Origin of the sequence: Pseudonocardia acidicola, from assembly GCF_012911935.1 — a bacterium.
GTDB classification, from domain to species: Bacteria; Actinomycetota; Actinomycetes; order Mycobacteriales; family Pseudonocardiaceae; genus Pseudonocardia; species Pseudonocardia acidicola.
The window spans coordinates 21800-36143 of the sequence record NZ_JAAXLA010000040.1 but is presented as its reverse complement, the minus strand read 5'-3'; the positions used below and the strand labels follow the sequence as shown (position 1 = coordinate 36143).

14 protein-coding genes are annotated in these 14344 nt (G+C 69.9%); 9 read left to right on the top strand and 5 right to left on the bottom strand.

Annotated elements, in window-relative coordinates; all coding sequences use genetic code 11:
* Positions 1–79: 79 nt before the first annotated feature.
* Positions 80–1639, top strand: coding sequence for a purple acid phosphatase family protein (locus HF526_RS20570; RefSeq protein ID WP_169383189.1), 1560 nt, complete (start codon positions 80–82; stop codon positions 1637–1639).
* 39 nt (positions 1640–1678) lie between these two features.
* Here HF526_RS20570 and HF526_RS20565 read toward each other — a convergent pair whose 3' ends face one another.
* Together HF526_RS20565 and HF526_RS36480 are read right to left on the bottom strand one after the other, a co-directional pair.
* The gene (locus HF526_RS20565; RefSeq protein WP_169383164.1) at positions 1679–1951 is read right to left on the bottom strand and encodes a hypothetical protein; all 273 of its coding nucleotides are present in this window, start codon (positions 1949–1951) and stop codon (positions 1679–1681) included.
* Complete coding sequence (locus HF526_RS36480) at positions 1938–2459, bottom strand: MarR family winged helix-turn-helix transcriptional regulator (protein WP_211177547.1); 522 nt, start codon at positions 2457–2459, stop codon at positions 1938–1940. Before HF526_RS36480 ends, HF526_RS20565 begins: the two co-directional genes overlap by 14 nt.
* 110 nt (positions 2460–2569) lie before the next feature.
* Between HF526_RS36480 and HF526_RS20555 the strand changes: the two genes are divergently transcribed.
* The 6 genes from HF526_RS20555 to HF526_RS20530 all read left to right on the top strand — a co-directional run bounded on the left by HF526_RS20555 (position 2570) and on the right by HF526_RS20530 (position 7631).
* Positions 2570–3160 carry a UbiX family flavin prenyltransferase gene (locus HF526_RS20555; RefSeq protein WP_338051627.1) on the top strand — a complete coding sequence of 197 codons (591 nt, stop codon included), beginning with the start codon at positions 2570–2572 and terminating at the stop codon, positions 3158–3160.
* 44 nt (positions 3161–3204) lie between these two features.
* Entirely contained in the window at positions 3205–4620 is a 1416-nt protein-coding gene (locus HF526_RS20550) for a non-oxidative hydroxyarylic acid decarboxylases subunit C (protein ID WP_169383162.1), read from the top strand.
* Positions 4617–4868, top strand: coding sequence for a non-oxidative hydroxyarylic acid decarboxylases subunit D (locus HF526_RS20545; protein ID WP_211177546.1), 252 nt, complete (start codon positions 4617–4619; stop codon positions 4866–4868). Before HF526_RS20550 ends, HF526_RS20545 begins: the two co-directional genes overlap by 4 nt.
* 171 nt (positions 4869–5039) lie before the next feature.
* The gene (gene ribB / locus HF526_RS20540; RefSeq protein WP_338051626.1) at positions 5040–6269 is read left to right on the top strand and encodes a 3,4-dihydroxy-2-butanone-4-phosphate synthase; all 1230 of its coding nucleotides are present in this window, start codon (positions 5040–5042) and stop codon (positions 6267–6269) included.
* A 39-nt stretch (positions 6270–6308) separates the two neighbouring features.
* Entirely contained in the window at positions 6309–6896 is a 588-nt protein-coding gene (gene idi, locus HF526_RS20535) for an isopentenyl-diphosphate Delta-isomerase (RefSeq protein WP_169383161.1), read from the top strand.
* 207 nt (positions 6897–7103) lie between these two features.
* The gene (locus HF526_RS20530; RefSeq protein WP_169383185.1) at positions 7104–7631 is read left to right on the top strand and encodes an inorganic diphosphatase; all 528 of its coding nucleotides are present in this window, start codon (positions 7104–7106) and stop codon (positions 7629–7631) included.
* A 79-nt stretch (positions 7632–7710) separates the two neighbouring features.
* Here HF526_RS20530 and mdo read toward each other — a convergent pair whose 3' ends face one another.
* A complete protein-coding gene (gene mdo / locus HF526_RS20525; protein ID WP_169383184.1) occupies positions 7711–9003 on the bottom strand; it encodes an NDMA-dependent methanol dehydrogenase in 1293 nt (430 codons plus the stop codon).
* 237 nt (positions 9004–9240) lie between these two features.
* On the opposite strand from mdo, the gene HF526_RS20520 reads away from it, so the two are divergent.
* Together HF526_RS20520 and HF526_RS20515 are read left to right on the top strand one after the other, a co-directional pair.
* Complete coding sequence (locus HF526_RS20520; protein ID WP_211177545.1) at positions 9241–10098, top strand: NAD(+)/NADH kinase; 858 nt, start codon at positions 9241–9243, stop codon at positions 10096–10098.
* 166 nt (positions 10099–10264) lie between these two features.
* Positions 10265–11449, top strand: coding sequence for an acetyl-CoA C-acetyltransferase (locus HF526_RS20515; protein ID WP_169383182.1), 1185 nt, complete (start codon positions 10265–10267; stop codon positions 11447–11449).
* 81 nt (positions 11450–11530) lie between these two features.
* On the opposite strand, the gene HF526_RS20510 is transcribed toward HF526_RS20515, so the two are convergent.
* Together HF526_RS20510 and HF526_RS20505 are read right to left on the bottom strand one after the other, a co-directional pair.
* Entirely contained in the window at positions 11531–11866 is a 336-nt protein-coding gene (locus HF526_RS20510) for a lipopolysaccharide assembly protein LapA domain-containing protein (RefSeq protein ID WP_169383160.1), read from the bottom strand.
* A 130-nt stretch (positions 11867–11996) separates the two neighbouring features.
* Positions 11997–14339 (bottom strand): transglycosylase domain-containing protein, encoded by a 2343-nt coding sequence (locus tag HF526_RS20505; protein ID WP_338051625.1) that lies wholly within the window; start codon positions 14337–14339, stop codon positions 11997–11999.
* Positions 14340–14344 lie beyond the last annotated feature (5 nt).

The window sequence follows — 14344 nt, the reverse complement described above, 5'->3', positions numbered from 1 at the left end:
ATCCCGGTGACAGGACGTCTTCATCTGCTCGGGGCCTGCCGGCCACCACGAACGTGGATCGTGCGTCGCTGTGAGTGCCATGTTCGGCGGGGTGTCCGCCTCTGCGGTGATCGGTCGGCGCGGTCTGCTGACGGGGGCGGCAAGTCTGGGTGGCGCGGTGCTGATCGGGACACCTCGCGCCTCCGCCGCACCGGCCTCGCCCATGCTGTGGCAGCGGCCCGACCGTTCCGGGGCGCCGCGGGTGGCCGGGCTACACCTGCAGTTCGGCGCGGACGCCTCCCGGGAGGTCGTGGTCTCCTGGCACACCACGGTCTCGGTGTCCGGACCGACGGTGCTGCTGGGCAGCCCGGGCGGCGGGTTCGGGCACACCGAAGCCGCCGAGACCACGACCTACCGGGACGCCAAGTCCGGCACCGAGGTGCAGGTCCACCACGCCCGGCTGACCAACCTGCGCCCGGACACCGACTACGTCTACGCCGCCACGCACGACGGCGCCGCCCCCGAACTCGGCACGGTGCGCACCGCCCCTCGCGGGCGGGCGGCGTTCACCTTCACCAGCTTCGGCGACCAGGGCACCCCGACCCTGGGCAGGTTGAGCGGCACCACCTGGGTCAACGACAACCTCGGCTCTCCGGCCGGCGGCGACGTCACCGCCGGTGTGGAGCGCATCGCCCCGCTGTTCCACCTGGTCAACGGGGACCTGTGCTACGCCAACCTGGCCACCGACCGGATCCGGACCTGGTCGGACTGGTTCGAGAACACCAGCCGCTCGGCCCGGTACCGGCCCTGGATGCCCGCCGCGGGCAACCACGAGAACGAACTCGGCAACGGCCCCGTCGGCTACGGCGCCTACCAGACCTACTTCACCGTGCCCGACGCCGGCGCGGAGGAACCCCTACGCGGGCTCTGGTACTCCTTCACCGCCGGCGCGGTGCGGATCATCAGCCTGAACAACGACGACGTGTGCTACCAGGACGGCGGCAACTCCTACGTCCGCGGGTACTCCGGCGGCGCCCAGCAGCGCTGGCTGGAACGCGAACTGGCCGCGTCCCGCGCCAACCCCGACATCGACTGGATCGTCGTCTGCATGCATCAGGTCGTCGTGTCCACGGTGGACAAGTTCAACGGCGCCGACCGCGGCGTCCGGGAGTCCTGGGTGCCGCTGTTCGACCGTTACGGGGTCGACCTCGTCGTCTGCGGTCACGAACACCACTACGAACGCTCGCACCCCGTCCGCGGACAGCAACCCAACGACACGCTCACCCCGATCCCGGTGGCGACCGGTACCGACACCATCGACACCACCAAGGGCACCGTGCACATGGTGATCGGTGGCGGCGGCACTTCGGTGCCGTCCAACCAGCTGTTCTTCAACCCCGCCCGCTGCCGGGTGATCACCGGCGTGGGCCCGGTGGACTCGTCGACCGGCAAGCGCTCGCCGATCTACGTCACGGAGGACGCCCCGTGGTCGGCCGTGCGCGATCCCGACCACGCGTACGGCTTCGCCGCCTTCGACGTGGACCCCGGCCGGCCCGGCGGGACGACCGCCATCCACGTCACCTACTACGCCGTCGCCGGCCCCTACGGTGACCTCACACCCGTCGACCGGTTCACCCTCACCCGGCCCCGCAAGCACTGACGGCCCGCGCAGCAGACCGGCCCGCCGGGCCGGCCCAGGTCACGGCCTGGCGGCCAGGAGGTGCCGGAACGGCCATTGGTGCGCCGGCCGGCGGACGAGATCGGCGGGTGGTTCCGGCAGGCGTGCGCCGGGCGCGTCGAAGCGGACGATGACCACGGCCCGCTCGTCGCTCGCCGTGTAGACGTCCGCGCCCTGCCAGCCATCGGTCCGGCGAAGCGCATCGAGCGCCTCGGTCCGGATCCAGTGCAGCAGGTCGGGCAGCCGGTCCGGCGCCGCGCGCACCTCCCACATGAGAGTGTCAGGGTCGGCCATGCTCGGTCCTTCCGGTATCGGGGATGCGGTTCGGGTCCTGGGCCGGGCTCCGCTGCTCGACGATCCGCTGCAGCAACGTCAGGACGAGGTCGCGCTCGTGGGCCTCGAGCGGGGCGAGCATCCGGTCGCCCACCTCGTCGGCCAGCGGCGTCAGCCGGGTGACCAGCTCGCGCCCCTCCGGCGTGATCTGGAGCAGCTTGCGTCGTTTGTCCTGCGGGTTCCATGCCACGTCGACCAGCCGGCGCTGGCGCAGCCGCTCCACGATGGGCGCGATCGTCGACTTGTCCAGGGAGGCGTGGCCGCCCAGCGTGCGCTGATCCATCGGCCCCTCGGCGTCGAGCACGCTCAGCACGTTGAACTGGGGTCCGGTCAGGTCCTCCCCCACCACGTCCTGCCAGAGCCGGGCGTGCAACTGGTAGAGGCGCCGGGCCAGCGGCCCCGGCCCGCGGACCGCGGCGGGCAGCGTCGCCCGATCGCCGTGCGGCGATGTCGATCGTTGTGACGGCACTCTCGATGCACTCCCACGGGTTGAATTAGGACGCACACGGAGTATAGCGTGACCGAAGTAGGACGTACACGGACTAACTGTCCGCATCCAACCGGGAGTGGAGAGGCGTAGTGAAACTCGTCGTCGCGATGACCGGCGCCACGGGAGCGGTGATCGGGATCCGCCTGCTGGAGGCGCTGCGCGAGCTGGATGTGCAGACCCACCTGGTGGTCAGCCGGTGGGCGCGGGCGACCGTCGCGCACGAGACCCCCTACACGATGCGTGAGGTCGGCGCACTGGCCTCGGCGGTCTACCGGCCGGACGACCAGGGCGCCGCGATCTCCAGCGGCTCCTTCCCCGTCGACGGCATGGTGGTGGCGCCGTGCAGCATGAAGACCCTCGCCGGTATCCGCACCGGTTACGGCGACGGCCTGATCGGGCGCGCGGCGGACGTGACGCTGAAGGAGCGACGGCGCCTGGTGCTGGTGGCGCGGGAAACCCCGCTGTCGGCGATCCACCTGGAGAACATGCTGGAACTGACCCGCATGGGCGCGTGCATCCTGCCGCCGATGCCTGCCTTCTACAACCAGCCCGCCACGGTCCACGACGTCGTCGAACACATCGTCGGGCGAACCCTGGACCAGTTCGGTCTCGCCCTGCCCACCGCGCAGCGGTGGCACGGCATGGGTCCGCACGCCCACCAGGACGTCGCCGCGGTATGAGCGGGGAGTCCCGGCGGGGGAATAACGAAGTGAGGAATTGAGGCATGGCATATTCAGATCTGCGTGACTTCCTGTCGGCGCTGGAACGCAACGGCCAATTGGCGCGGTTCTCCGACCCCGTGAACCCGGAACCGGATCTGGGTGCGGCGGCGCGGGCGGTGGCCAACGTGACCGACCGGGGTCCGGCGCTGCTCTTCGACAACATCTCCGGTTACGAGAACGCCCGGGCCGCGCTGAACGTGGTGGGGTCCTGGCCGAACCACGCGTTGATGCTGGGGATGGACAAGGACACCCCGGTCAAGGACCAGTTCTTCGAGTTCGCCCGCCGCTGGGACGACTTCCCGGTCCCGGTCGAGCGCCGCGATGACGCACCGTGGCAGGAGATCACCCTCGACGAGGGCATCAACCTGTTCGATCTGTTCCCGCTGTTCCGGCTCAACCGCTACGACGTGGGCTGCTACATCGACAAGGCCGTCGTGGTCAGCCGCGATCCCGACGACCCCGAGAACTTCGGCAAGCAGAACGTCGGCATCTACCGCATCCAGGTCAAGGACGTCGACACCCTCGGCATCCAGCCGCTGCCGACCCACGACATCGGGCTGCACCTGCGCATGGCCGAGGAGCGCGGAGAGAACCTCCCCGTCGCGATCGCCGTCAGCAACGAGCCGGTGATCACCACGGTGGCCGGCATGCCGCTGGCCTACGACCAGTCCGAGTACGAGATGGCCGGCGCCATCCAGGGCAGCCCGTACCGCATCGCCAAGGCGCCGCTGACCGGAATGGACGTCCCGTGGGGATCGGAAGCGGTTCTCGAAGGCGAGATCATCGCCGGGGTCCGCGAGATCGAGGGCCCGTTCGGGGAGTTCACCGGGCACTACTCCGGTGGCCGCCGGCAGCCCATCATCAAGATCCACAAGGTGTCCCACCGGCCCAACCCGATCTTCGAGCACCTCTACCTGGGGATGCCGTGGACCGAGATGGACTACACCCTGGCCCTGAACACCAGCGTGCCGCTCTACCAGCAGCTCAAGCGTGATTTCCCCGAGGTCGTCGCGGTCAACGCCATGTACACCCAGGGCCTGCTGGCGGTCATCTCGGTCAAGCAGCGCTACGGCGGGTTCGGCAAGGCCGTGGGTCTTCGTGCGATGACCACCCCGCACGGCCTGGGCTACTGCAAGGTCGTGATCGTCGTCGACGAGACCGTCGACCCGTTCAACCTGGCCCAGGTGATGTGGGCGATGTCGGTGAAGTTCCACCCGCAGCACGACATCGTCACCATCCCCAACGCCTCGGTGCTGCCGCTCGACCCCAGTTCGGACCCGGCCGGCATCACGCACAAGGTGGTGTTCGACGCGACCACACCGATCGCGCCGGAACAGCGCGGCCACTACTCGCAGACCGTCGACGAACCCGACGGCACCCGCACCTGGGAAAACATCATCAAGGGGCTGCTCACGTGACAACTTCCGACACCGCACTGCCCGGCACCTGCCCGCGCTGCGACGCACACGAGATCCGGGTGCTGACCACGTCTCCGGTGCCCGGAGTCTGGACGATGTTCTCCTGCACCACCTGTCTCTACAGCTGGCGATCCACCGAACCGTCGTACGCCACGGACCCCACCACCTACCCGGCCGTCTTCAAGGTCGACCCTGCCACCATCCCGGACATGCCGGTCGTACCGACGGTCCCGCAACGCCGGGCCTGACGAACCACCGGGTGGTCAACCAGCTCTGCCACCCTGCAGGGAACCACGGCACACGACGGCATCGCGGGTGGCAGGGTCCTACCTGAACCGGGCGAAGAGCAGCGGGGGCGCCGAGCGGAACCGGCTCGGCTCCCGCGCCGTCCGTTCACCGGTTGCCAATGGAGTACTGACGTGAGCAACTCGATTCAACGTGCTCTCTGCGCGCTCGCCGATGGCGGCATGGTCGTGGTGGCCGATGCCGCGGACCGCGAGAACGAGGGCGACCTGATCATGGCAGCCGAGCACATGACCCCCGGCTCGATGGCGTTCTTCATGCGGCACGGCAGCGGCATCGTGTGCACGCCGATGGCCGCCGGTCGCGCGGACGCACTCGGCCTCGGCCTCATGGTGGAGAACAACACCGACAGCCACGGGACCGCCTTCACCGTCACCGTGGACCACGCGTCCGTCGGCACCGGCATCTCCGCCCACGACCGCGCCGCCACCGTCCGCGCCCTGGCCGATCCGGCGACCCTGCCGGCCGATCTGCGCAGGCCGGGTCACGTGTTCCCGCTGCGCGCCCGCGACGGCGGGGTGCTGACCCGGGCCGGGCACACCGAGGCCGCCACCGACCTGCTGCGGCTGGCCGGGTGCAGCGGTGTCGGAGTGATCACCGAACTCGTCGGCACCGGCGGGGTCCCGCTGTCCGGCGAGCAACCGAGCGCTTTCGCCCGCCGGCACGGGCTGCCCCATCTGGACATCGCCGAACTGGTGCAGCACCGGCGTCGCACGGAGCCACTGGTCGAGCCGACCGGCGACGCCCACCTTCCCACCTCGGCCGGCACCTTCCACGCCTGGTCCTTCCGTTCCCGGCTCGACGGCCTCGAACACCTCGCCCTGACCATGGGCGACCTGGCCGCGGCCGACGCGCGGCCCGAGGGCGTGCTGGTCCGGGTGCACAGCGAGTGCCTGACCGGCGACGTGATGGGCTCGCTGCGATGCGACTGCGGAACGCAGCTGCGCCGCGCGCTCGAGCTGATCGCGAGTGACGGGGCAGGTGTCCTGGTGTACCTGCGCGGGCACGAGGGGCGGGGAATCGGGCTCGGCCGCAAGCTCCAGGCCTACGCACTGCAGGAAGCCGGCCGCGACACCGTGGACGCGAACCTCGACCTCGGGCTCCCCGTCGACGATCGGGAGTACCGGGCGGCAGCCGCGATCCTCGCCCGGCTCGGGGTGCACCGGGTGCGCCTGATCACCAACAATCCGCACAAACGCGACGAGCTGACCGACGCCGGGCTGCAGTTGCTGGGCCGTGTCGCCCTGCCGCCCGAGCTGACCACTGACAACATCAGATACCTGCGCACCAAGCGCGACCGGCTCGGACACCAGATCGACCTGCCGGCACTCGTCGCAGATGCGTAGCGGCCAGGGCCCCGACGACAAGGATCAACAGGGATCACCATGGAGCAGGTCGTTCTGCTGACCGAATCGGGTCACGCCCTCGGGGTGCTGGACAAGGCAGCCGTGCACCATCGGGACACGCCGTTGCACCTGGCGTTCTCCTGTTACGTCTTCGACTCCCGGGGCAGACTGCTGATCACGCAGCGCGCCCGCGGCAAGAAGACGTGGCCCGGGGTGTGGACGAACAGCTGTTGCGGCCACCCCGGCCCCGGCGAGAGCCTCACCGACAGCGTGCGTCGGCGCCTTCGCCAGGAACTGCGGATCCAGCCGACCGAGATCACCCTGATCCTGCCGCGCTTCCGCTATCGCGCCGTGATGCCGAACGGGATCGCGGAGAACGAGATGTGTCCGGTGTTCCGGGCCTACACCGAGTCGGAGCCGCGACCCGACTCGTCCGAGGTGGACGGTTTCGACTGGGTCGATTGGAGCGACCTGGCCGATCAGGTGCGCAACGGCCGGCGCGACGTGTCCCCCTGGTGCATCGAGCAGGTCACCGAACTCATCTCGCTCGGACCGGACCCCCGTCAGTGGTCGCCCGGAGACGTCGACGCGCTCCCGCCGGCCGCTCGTGCGGTGGAGATCCGGTAGGCCCTTCTCCGAGGCCCACAGGGTCGACCATGCCCCCGTCGATGCGTCGACCGCTCGCCACCCGCCCCGGTTCGGCGCACGATGGGCCCACACCCGCCGCGACGACCCTGGCGGCACGGCACCGGCAATCGCCCTGAGCGACCGGTGAACCGCGACAAGGAGGATGGGGATGGATTTCCGCGACGACCGCCGAACGGCTCCGTGAGCATGGAGTTCGACATCCTGATCGAGATCCCCCGCGGCAGCCGCAACAAGTACGAGGTCGATCACGACAGCGGCCGGATCCGGCTCGACCGGACGCTGTTCACCTCGACCCAGTACCCGGGCGACTACGGCTTCGTCGAGGACACCCTCGGCGAGGACGGCGACCCACTCGACGCGCTGCTGATCACCCGGGGCGAGCCGCTGTTCCCCGGTGTGCTCGTGCTGTGCCGCACGATCGGCATGTTCCGGATGACCGACGAGAAGGGCGGGGACGACAAGCTGATCTGCGTGCCCGCGCACGACCCCCGGCTGGAGCACCTGCGCGACATCCATCACCTGCCCGAGTTCCACCGGCGCGAGATCCAGCACTTCTTCGAGATCTACAAGGAGCTCGAGCCGGGCAAGAGCGTCGAGGGGGCCTCGTGGGCAGGCCGCGCCGCGGCGGAGGCGGAGATCGGCGCGTCCCGGCAACGGCTGCGTGTCGCCGAGCAGGCGGCGCAAGCATCGTCCTCGGCGTCGTCCGGTTCATGACCTCGCGGCTCTTCGTGACGGCGCGCAGCGATCCTGCGGGCGGTGGCTCGGCACCGCTCGCCGGTCGCCGGGGGGCGGATCAGCCCAGCAGGTCGTCCAGGTCGCCGTTCATGCAGTGCTCGACGACCGGGCGCACCGTCTCGAAGGTGCACTCCTTCGGGTTGCCCGGGGTGCACGCGTCGCCGAGGACGTGGTTGGTGATCCGGTCCACGTCGGCGGCGTCGCCGACGATCCTCTTGTGCTGCTCGTAGTACTTGGTCGGGCCCTGCCCGAGGCGGTTCTTCGAGTAGCTGTCCTGGGTGACGTCGACGAAGCGCTCCGGGATGCCCACGTCGCGCAGCAGCCGGATCGCGGCAGCGAGCGCGGCCTCGGCGGCCTGCACCGTGGTCATGCCGTGGGTGTCGATGCCCATCACCTGGGCGATGTCGGCGAAGCGCTCGTAGACCACCGGCATGTTGAACGCCCACACCCGCGGCAGCGCGATCGCGTTGTTCAGCCCGTGGTGGGTGTCGTAGAACGCCGACACCGCGTGCGAGATGGAGTGGATGATCCCCAGGCCGCCGGAGTTGAACGCCTGGGCGGCGATGTACTGCGCGTACATCATGCCCTCGCGGCCGGGCAGGTCCTGGCCGTTCCACACCGCAGGACGGAGGTTCTCGTTGGTCAGCTTGATCGCGTAGAGCGCGTTGCCCAGCGACGGGGGGAAGTTCAAGCGCGAGACGTACGGCTCGGAGGCGTGCGCGAGCACGTCGAACCCGCACTGCGCGGTGTAGTCCACCGGGCAGTCGTAGTACAGGACCGGATCGTCGACGGCCAGCGAGGTCACCGAGGCGTCGTCGAAGGCCACGTACTTGTGCGGGTTGTCCGGGTCGGTGGTGGTGTCGGTGATGACGTAGGCCCACGAGGTCTCCGAGCCGGTGCCGGCGGTGGTGGAGACCGCGATGTGCGGCGGGTTCTGCGGGTTCTCCGACTTGTTGAAGCCCTCGAACTCGTTGACGTTGCGGCCGTCGTGCGCGACCGAGACGCGCGCGCCCTTACAGGCGTCGTGGCTGGACCCACCGCCGATGGAGACGAAGCTGTCGCAGTTGTTCTGCTGGTACAGCGCCACGGCGTCCATGACGTTGTAGTCCTTGGGGTTGGACTCCACCTTGTCGTACACGACGACCTCGAGCCCGTGGTACTTCATCGACTCGACGATCTTGTGCACGATGTCGGTGCCGCGCAGGCCCGAGGTCATCACCAGGGTCTTCTTGAAGCCCATCTTCAGGGCCTCCGGACCGATCATCTCGTGCGCGCCGGGGCCGAGCATGGCGCGGGGGAACGGGTGGAACTCCTTGATGGGGAACGGCTTGAGCAGCTCGTCGACCTGCATGGCAGCCCTCTCTCGGCAGAAGCGGAAGTGGTAGCGGTCCACGCTAGAAGCGGTGTGGCCCCGGGCACAGGGGCGATGGGCCCGCCGCTGCGCCGCCACGGGCCGGGCGCGGCGGCGCCTTTCCCCGACCGGGGCCTTGCCCCGACCCCGTACGGAGCGCTTCGGTGTCTGTGCACGCGTCGGTCGCCGCCACGTCGGCGGCCGGCCGGGCCGCGCGCGGGAGGACCCGACCTGGGAATGATCAACACCGTGGGCCTGGTGCTGCACCCGGGCCGGGACTGCGCCACGGCGGTGCGGACGATCGCCGAGTGGGCCCGGGCCCGAGAGGTCGCCGTCCTCGGGCTGGAGGACGAGATCGGACGCATCGGCGCTCCCGCCGCCGCGGTCGAGGAGCGTCACCTGGCCAGGCGCTCCGACGTCGTCGTCAGCCTCGGCGGGGACGGCACGATGCTGCGCTCGATGCGGATGGTGCGCGGCCAGCACGCGCCGGTGCTCGGGGTGAACCTCGGGCGGCTGGGTTTCCTGGCCGAGATCGACGTCCCGGAACTGGCCGGGGCGCTGACCGCCATCGACGAAGGCCGCTTCACCGTCGAGGGGCGTTCCGGGGTACGTGCGGCGTTCGCCGCCGAGGACACCACGGCCTTCAACGACATCGCCCTACCCCGGATCCCCGGCCGGGGAGGGACCGCAGCGGTGGAGGTACGGGTCGAGGGCCATCCCTTCGTGCGCTACGCCGCCGACGCCGTCGTCGTGGCCACCCCGACCGGCTCGACGGCCTACAGCTTCTCGGCCGGCGGCCCGATCGTCTCGCCCAGCGCGGAGGGCCTGCTCGTGGTCCCGGTGGCCCCGCACTCGGCGTTCAACCGGGCGTTGTTCCTCTCGGGTGGGGAGAAGCTCGCCCTCGAGATCCTGCCCACCAGCGGCGAGCTCGCCGTGGAGGCGGACGGCCGCGTCGTCGGGCACGTGCTCCCCGGCGACGTCGTCGACCTCACCCTGTTGCCGGCCGCCGCGCACGTGGTCCGGCTGGGGCTCACCACCTTCTACCAGCGGGCCCAGCGCCGACTGCGGCTCACGGGGTCGGCCGAGGTCGACTGACCCAGGTCCCGCCCATGCCGGTAGCGCCGGCCGACGCGTTCATTTCGCTGTCGATCCGTGCCACACTGGCCCCCCTCGGCCCGCCTGGATCTGTCCGGCCCTCGTGCCCGTCGCCGCTCGTGACTCGAGGCGGCGAGAAGTAACTCCACGTCAGGGAAGTGATCCCATGCCAGGATCAGTCATCGTCGGCGCCGCACGCACACCGATCGGCAAACTCGCCGGCTCGCTCAAGGACCTCTCCGCAGTCGACCTGGGCGGCATCGCCATCGCCGCAGCACTGGACAGGGCCGCAATCCCCGGCCACCAGGTCGACTACGTCATCATGGGCCACGTCATCCAAGCCGGCACCGGCCAGATCACCGCCCGCCAAGCCGCCGCCAAAGCCGGCATCCCCATGACCGTGCCCGCCGTGACCATCAACAAAGTCTGCCTGTCCGGGCTCAACGCCATCGCCACCGCCGACCAACTCATCGGCTACGGCGAGTTCGACACCATCGTGGCCGGCGGCATGGAATCCATGACCGCCGGCCCCTACCTACTACCCGGCGCCCGCACCGGCTACCGCTACGGCAACTCCGAACTCATCGACGCCACCGCGCACGACGCCCTGTTCTGCACCTTCGACCAACTCAGCATGGGCGAGGCCACCGACCGCTACACCACCGCCCGCCACATCGACCGCACCGAACAGGACCAGTACTCGGCCATGTCCCACCAACGCGCCACCGACGCACGCAAAAACGGCCTGTTCGACGACGAGATCGTGCCCGTCCCGGTACCCCAGCGCCGCGGCGACCCGATGCCGGTCACCGAGGACGAAGGGGTACGACCCGGCACCACCGCAGCGAGCCTGGGCAAGCTGCGGCCCGCCTTCACCCCCGACGGCACGGTCACCGCCGGCTCGGCCTCACAGATCTCCGACGGCGCCGCCGCCGTCGTCGTGATGAGCCGCACCAGGGCCGAGGAACTCGGCACGCCGGTACTGGCCGAGATCGGCGCCCACGGCGTCGTCGCCGGCCCCGACCCCTCCCTGCTGTCCCAACCCGCCAACGCCATCACCAAAGCCCTGCACCGCGAACACCTCACCCCCACCGACATCGACCTGTTCGAGATCAACGAAGCCTTCGCCTCCGTCGCCATCCAATCCATGCGCGACCTCGACATCACCCCCGACAACGTCAACGTCAACGGCGGCGCCATCGCCATGGGCCACCCCGTAGGCGCCTCCGGCGCCCGCATCACCCTGCACCTCGCCCTCGAACTGCGACGCCGCGGCGGCGGAACCGGCGCCGCCGGACTCTGCGGCGGCGGCGGCCAGGGCGAAGCCCTCATCCTCCGGGTCCCGGCGTGAGCAGTCGGTAGATCAGCGGGACGACCTGCCGGCAGCCGTGCCCGGCGGCGGTCCCCCGGTACCCGGTGCGGTCAGCGGGCTCTAAGCGCGGGAGTGGTCGCGCCGGGCCGTGTGGCGTCGCCGCATGGTGCGCCTGCCGCCGAGTGCGGCGGTGAGGACCGCGCCACCGACGGCGGCGACCAGCAGCGCAGCCGCCAGCGGGAACTGCCCGTGCAGACTGACGAAGGCGATCGGTACCGAACCCAGGTTCTGCACCACGAAGATGATCAGTGCAGCGGCCACGACGACGGCCACACCGGCGCCGGTCCAGCCCGCCCAGGCGCGGATGCGGGTCCTCGTCCCGACTCGGCCGGTTGTGTTGCGGGTGGTCGGAGGTGGCTCGGCGGCTGCATCGTGTCGGGACCGGCGAGCGGTCATGACATCGCTTCCTTCGCTGAACCGGCTTGGCGGACATCTCGGCGAAGGGATGCCGCCCCTTCCGGATCTCGACGACCCTACTCCCCGCACAGGGCGACAGTGGGACATCCCGATATGCCCGGCCGGCTCGTCAGCCGGTGGGTGTCGTGCCGGAACTGACGAACACGGTGATCGGGGTGTGCGGGTCGGCGTTGCCTTGCGGTGTCTGGCCGACGACGCGGCCCGCCGCGGTCGTCGAGTCGATCTGCTGCAGCGCCACCGGGTATCCGGCCTGCTGCACCGTCTGCTGCGCGGCAGCGCTGTCCTGACCGACCACGTAGGGCACGATCGGGGCACGGGCCCCGGCTTCGGCGTAGGCCGGATCCGGGCCCGGGATCGGCTGGTCGGGTTGTCCGGCGAGAATCTGGCTCATGGCCTGGAAGTACGGTGGTGCGGCGACCGTGCCGCCGAACGCGCCGTTACCGCAGTTCCCCAGGTGTACCGGCGGTCCCGGGCAGAGTTCCTGGGGGTTGGAGCCGTCGGCGAAGAGCATCGACGAGGCGGCGTAGTTGTTCGCGGCGCCGATGAACGCCACCGACTTGCTCTCCTCGGTGGTGCCGGTCTTGCCGATGTCCGGCCGGGTCCAGCCCACGGCCCTGGCCGCCGTCGCGGAGGTGCCGCTGACCGTGTCCTGGCTCAACCCGGCCAGCAGGGTGTTGGCCAGAGCGGGTGCGACGACCTGTTGACACGGCGGCCGGGCGATCTGGACCGGGCGGCCGTTGCGGTCGGTGACCGAGAGGATCGGGTCGGGCGGACACCATGTGCCGCCGCTCTTGAGCGTGGCGGCGACGTTGGCCATCTCGAGCGGACTGACCGGGCTGTTGCCGAGGGTGAACGACAGCAGATTCTGGAAGTACTGCGACTGCGGCTGGTTGTATTGCGGGTTCTTCGACAGCGGATCGGCCGGATCGCTGATCGGGGTGCCACCGGCGTCGCTCGTGGCGAGCGTCCGGCGCAGTCCGAGCCGTTCGGCCATCTGCAGCACAGCGGGCATTCCGACCTTCGCCTCCAGGTCCACGAAGGCGACGTTCGGAGAGGTGGCGAGCGCGGCCTGAAGGCTGATCGGATCGGGGTACGGGGGTCCGTCCTGCACGTTCTGCACCGGGTAGCAGCGGGTGTCCCGGTCCACCTTCAGCGGCGGAAAGCACTCGCTGGACGGGTCGGGCAGCGTGGAGTTGAAGCCGACCTTGCCGGTCTCCAGTGCCGCGGCGGTGGTGAAGATCTTGAACGAGGAGCCGGCGCCGAAGACGTTGCTCGCGTCGGCGACGATGTTCCTGGCGGTCTGTCCGCGGTCGGCGTCGGTGCCGAAGCTGCGGTTCGCGACCATGGCCAGCACCTGATGGGAGACCGTGCCCGGTTGGATCAACGCGAAGGTGTTGGCGACCCCGTCCTGGGTGGGCGCCACATTTTTGTCGACCGCGTTCTTGATCGTGCCGCTGATGGTCGGGTCCATCGTGGTCTGGATGGTGTAGCCGCCGGCGTCGACCTGGTCGGCGGTGAAGCCGGCCTGTTCGAGGTAGCGGACCGCGTAGTCGCAGAAGAACCCGGCGTCGGGGGCGGCGGACATGCAGCCGGTGCCCGGGATCGTCGGCCCGCCCGGCACGACTCCCAGCGGGGCGGCCTTCGCCACGGCGGCGTCCGCGGCGGACAGCGACTGGTTCTGCACCATCGAGTCGATGACCGTGTTCCGGCGGCCCATGGCCTGCTGGGGGTGCGTGTAGGGGTTGTACCGAGTGGGATTGTTGACCATCCCGGCCAGCAGCGCCGCTTGCGGCACGGTGAGGCGGTCCGGCGTGGTCTCGAAGAAGGCGCGCGCCGCGGCGCCGATGCCGTAGATGTTCCCGGAGAACTCCACGACGTTGAGGTAGCCCGCGAGAATGTCGGTTTTCGGCATGATGTGGTTGATCTGGACCGCGATCTCGGCTTCCCGCAGTTTGCGTGCAAGCGTGTCGGCCCGGTCAGCCTGCTGGGCCATCGGATCGTTCCGGTCCACCACGTTGATCAGGAAGTTCTTCACGTATTGCTGGGTGATCGTCGAGGCGCCCTGCAGGCTGCCCCCCACGCTGTTGTGCAACACCGCCCGCAGAGCGGCTCTCACATCGACACCCGAGTCCTCGAAGAAGCGCCGGTCCTCCACCGACACGATGGCCGCCGTCATGGTCGGCGCGATCTGCTCGTAGGAAACCGGCAGCCGGTACTGGTCGGACAGCACCGCCATCAGCGCACCATTGCGATCGAGCACCGTGGTGACCAGCGGCAACCCGGTGGAGACCCGCTTGCCGACCAACTGCGCGGAAACAGGGTCAGTGGATCCGCTCACCTTGTTCGACAACCACCCCAGCCCGACGGTGACCGGTGCGAGGAATCCGGCCAGCACGAGCCCGCCCACCAGGCACAGCCCGATCATCCTGTGGACGCCGTCGGGAAGCCGCACGGTCC

What these genes read in the sequence shown, in the direction of transcription:
- HF526_RS20570 (WP_169383189.1), top strand. Translation starts at nt 80, where the DNA reads ATGTTCGGCGGGGTGTCCGCCTCTGCGGTGATCGGTCGGCGCGGTCTG.
- HF526_RS20565 (WP_169383164.1), bottom strand. Translation starts at nt 1,951, where the DNA reads ATGGCCGACCCTGACACTCTCATGTGGGAGGTGCGCGCGGCGCCGGAC.
- HF526_RS20550 (WP_169383162.1), top strand. Translation starts at nt 3,205, where the DNA reads ATGGCATATTCAGATCTGCGTGACTTCCTGTCGGCGCTGGAACGCAAC.
- idi (WP_169383161.1), top strand. Translation starts at nt 6,309, where the DNA reads ATGGAGCAGGTCGTTCTGCTGACCGAATCGGGTCACGCCCTCGGGGTG.
- HF526_RS20530 (WP_169383185.1), top strand. Translation starts at nt 7,104, where the DNA reads ATGGAGTTCGACATCCTGATCGAGATCCCCCGCGGCAGCCGCAACAAG.
- mdo (WP_169383184.1), bottom strand. Translation starts at nt 9,003, where the DNA reads ATGCAGGTCGACGAGCTGCTCAAGCCGTTCCCCATCAAGGAGTTCCAC.
- HF526_RS20520 (WP_211177545.1), top strand. Translation starts at nt 9,241, where the DNA reads ATGATCAACACCGTGGGCCTGGTGCTGCACCCGGGCCGGGACTGCGCC.
- HF526_RS20515 (WP_169383182.1), top strand. Translation starts at nt 10,265, where the DNA reads ATGCCAGGATCAGTCATCGTCGGCGCCGCACGCACACCGATCGGCAAA.
- HF526_RS20510 (WP_169383160.1), bottom strand. Translation starts at nt 11,866, where the DNA reads ATGACCGCTCGCCGGTCCCGACACGATGCAGCCGCCGAGCCACCTCCG.